This is a genomic window from Actinomycetota bacterium (assembly GCA_036280995.1).
Taxonomy (GTDB): domain Bacteria; phylum Actinomycetota; class CALGFH01; order CALGFH01; family CALGFH01; genus CALGFH01.
Map to the genome: position 1 here is coordinate 1 of DASUPQ010000924.1, position 2,987 is coordinate 2,987.

Annotated in this window: 3 protein-coding genes; all 3 read left to right on the plus strand. The window is 70.6% G+C overall.

Annotated elements, in window-relative coordinates:
- The first annotated feature begins 356 nt into the window (after positions 1-356).
- On the plus strand, positions 357-1,715 hold the full coding sequence (locus VF468_30790; GenBank protein HEX5882673.1) for a diacylglycerol kinase family protein: 1,359 nt from the start codon (positions 357-359) through the stop codon (positions 1,713-1,715).
- Between the two features lie 99 nt (positions 1,716-1,814).
- Entirely contained in the window at positions 1,815-2,633 is an 819-nt protein-coding gene (gene ppk2 / locus VF468_30795) for a polyphosphate kinase 2 (protein HEX5882674.1), read from the plus strand.
- Between the two features lie 25 nt (positions 2,634-2,658).
- Positions 2,659-2,987, plus strand: a 329-nt coding sequence (locus tag VF468_30800; GenBank protein ID HEX5882675.1) for an NUDIX hydrolase, incomplete at its 3' end; no start/stop codon positions are given.

The following is a 2,987-nucleotide window of genomic DNA, read 5'->3' on the forward strand; positions in this document are numbered from 1 at the left end:
GGTTGATCGGGTGGGATTGGTTCTGGGTCGGGATCGCCGCCCTGTTGGACATCGGCCATTGGGTCGCCGGCGCCAGCCAGCGCAACCAGCTTCCCGGCAGGCGGACCACAACCGCATAGGAGCTGAACCGGAACGCCGACCGGGCAGCCCTCGGCTGGCAAGGCAGATCCCGACGGGATGTCCTTGACCGGGCTACCTCCACCGCGATCCCGAGCTGCCGACTCATGAGGTACCGGGATGGGTCCTGGGTCGACCCCGTATATGCCAGATCTCATGCGTTTGGGGTGAGGTCTCCACGGCCGCCGTCCCTCTAGGTTGACGAGAGGAACGGCACCTGGCGTGGGCGGTGATCAGGGATGGCGACCACCAACGTGGAAGCGCCGGGAGGCGCGACCGTCACCCAGCGGTGGCTGGCTCGCCTGGCCCTGGTGACCGCCGCGGCGGCCGTGCTGATGCCGCCGCTGGTGGCAGGACTTCGGCAGAGCCTGGCCTTGGTGCTGGTCGGGTTGGCCGGCCTGGCCCTGACCTTGGCCGGGGCGTGGTGGGCGCTGACCAACAAGGGCCTGGTGCGGGGCCTGGCGGTCGCGCTGGCGGTGGCGGCGCCGCTGACGGTCCTGGTGCTGTACACCCGTGCCCGGCTGACCTGGCTGGTCCTGCTGGCGTTGGGGCTGTTGGTGCTGGCCTTGGCCGCCGGCAGGGCTGCGCTGCGCCGCGATGTCATCCCCGAGAAGCTGCCGGAGTACGACGTCCCGCCGCCCCGGCGGCCGTTCATGATCATGAACCCGCGCTCCGGCGGCGGGAAGGTGGTCAGGTTCGGCCTCAAGGACAAGGCCGAGGCCCTCGGCGCCACCGTCGCCCTGCTGGAAGGGCCCGGGGTGGTGGATGTGGGTGAGCTGGCCCGCCGGGCGGTGGCCGACGGGGCCGACCTGCTGGGGGTGGCCGGCGGGGATGGGACCCAGGCGCTGGTCGCCGGCATCGCGGCCGAGCACGGCATCCCGCTGATGGTCATCTCGGCCGGCACCCGCAACCACTTCGCCCTGGATCTGGGGCTGGACCGTGAGGACCCATCCCGCTGCCTGGATGCGCTGCGCGACGGTGTCGAGCTCCATGTCGACCTGGGGTTCATCGGCGACCGCCCGTTCGTCAACAACGCCTCCTTCGGCGCCTATGCCGCCGTGGTGCAGAGCCCGGCCTACCGCGACGACAAGACCCGCACCACCCTGGACCTGCTGCCAGGACTGCTGGTCGGCCACCAGGGGCCGCGGCTGGTCGCCCGGGCCGGGAATGTGACCATCGAGGGGCCGCAGGCGGTCCTGGTCTCCAACAACGTCTACGGGATGGGCGACATCGCCGGGCTGGGGCGCCGGGCCCGGCTCGACCAGGCGACCCTGGGCCTGTTCGCCGTCACCGTCGCCAGCGCGGTCCAGGCGGCCGGCCTTGTCCGCGGGACACAATCCCGTGGGCTCACCAGGCTGGCCGGGCGCCAGGTCGTGGTCGACGCCGATGCATCCCAGATCCCGGTTGGGGTCGACGGCGAGGCGCTGGTGCTGGACACGCCCGTCCGCTGCACTGTGCAGCCGGCCGCCCTGCGGGTCCGGGTGCCCCGTGACCGTCCTGGTGTGCCCGATCCCAAGCCAATCATGGACTGGAAGCGGCTGTGGCACATCGCCCTGACCGTATCTGGCCCGGTCTCCGGGGCGGCCCGGCCACCTTGAGGAGATCTCCAACAGAAGCCGTACGCCTGCAGGAAGGATCGGGCAGGGCATGCTCAACCCGGATCTTTGGGGAAGCGAGCGCCTTGGAGGTGAAACGATATGGCCAAGAGGAACAAGCGGCAACACGAGCACGCCGACCCGCCTCCGAAGCTGAAGCGCAAGGACTACGAGCGGGAGATGCGGCGCCTGCACGGCGAGCTCGTCGCCATGCAGGAGTGGGTCAAGGCGTCGGGGGCCAAGATCTGCATCGTGTTCGAGGGCCGGGACACCGCCGGGAAGGGGGGCACGATCAAACGGATCACCGAGCGGGTGAGCCCGCGGGTGTTCCGGGTCGTTGCCCTGCCCACCCCGACCGAGCGCGAGAAGACCCAGATGTACATCCAGCGGTACCTCCCGCACCTTCCGGCCGCTGGCGAGGTCGTGATCTTCGACCGCAGCTGGTACAACCGCGCCGGCGTCGAGCGGGTGATGGGCTTCTGCAAGCCGGAGGAGACCGAGCGGTTCCTCGAGCTGACGCCATCGGTCGAGAAGACCATGGTCGACTCGGGGATCCTGCTCCTGAAGTACTGGCTGGAGGTCGGCCCCGACGAGCAGACCCGGCGGCTGGAGAGCCGCATCGAGGACCCCCGCAAGGTCTGGAAGCTGTCGGACATGGACCTGAAGTCCTACAGCCGCTGGTACGACTACTCCCGGGCCAGGGACGCCATGTTCGCCGCGACCGACACCGCCTGGGCGCCCTGGTACGTCGCCCGCACCGACGACAAGAAGCGGGGCCGGCTCAACCTCGTCAGCCACCTGCTGAGCCAGGTCCCCTACAAGCCACTCGCCCACAAGGACGTCACGTTGCCCAAGCGGCAGCCGGCCCGAGGCTACCTGGAGCCGGACCTCCCGTTGCACCACATCCCCACGCCGTTCTGAACGGCGGCGTCTTGCGGGCCAGGTCGTGACCGAGACGGTCGTCCGAGCCGGCGGCGGGATCGTCTGGCGCCGTGGCCAGGGCGGCGTGGTCGAGATCGTCCTGATCCACCGGCCGGCCTATGACGACTGGTCGTTCCCCAAGGGCAAGCTCCACCCGGGTGAGACCGAGGCCCAGGCGGCGCTGCGCGAGGTCGAAGAGGAGACGGGGCTGCGCTGCCGGCTGGGCCGGGAGGTCGGGACCGCCGCCTACCGTGATCCCAAGCGGCGGCCCAAGACCGTCCGCTACTGGGAGATGACCCCGGCCGCGGGCACGCTGGGAGCGGCCAACGAGGTCGACGACGCCCGCTGGGTGCC

Excerpts from the sequence above, each read along its gene's own strand:
- VF468_30790 (HEX5882673.1), top strand. The coding sequence starts at position 357 with ATGGCGACCACCAACGTGGAAGCGCCGGGAGGCGCGACCGTCACCCAG.
- ppk2 (HEX5882674.1), top strand. The coding sequence starts at position 1,815 with ATGGCCAAGAGGAACAAGCGGCAACACGAGCACGCCGACCCGCCTCCG.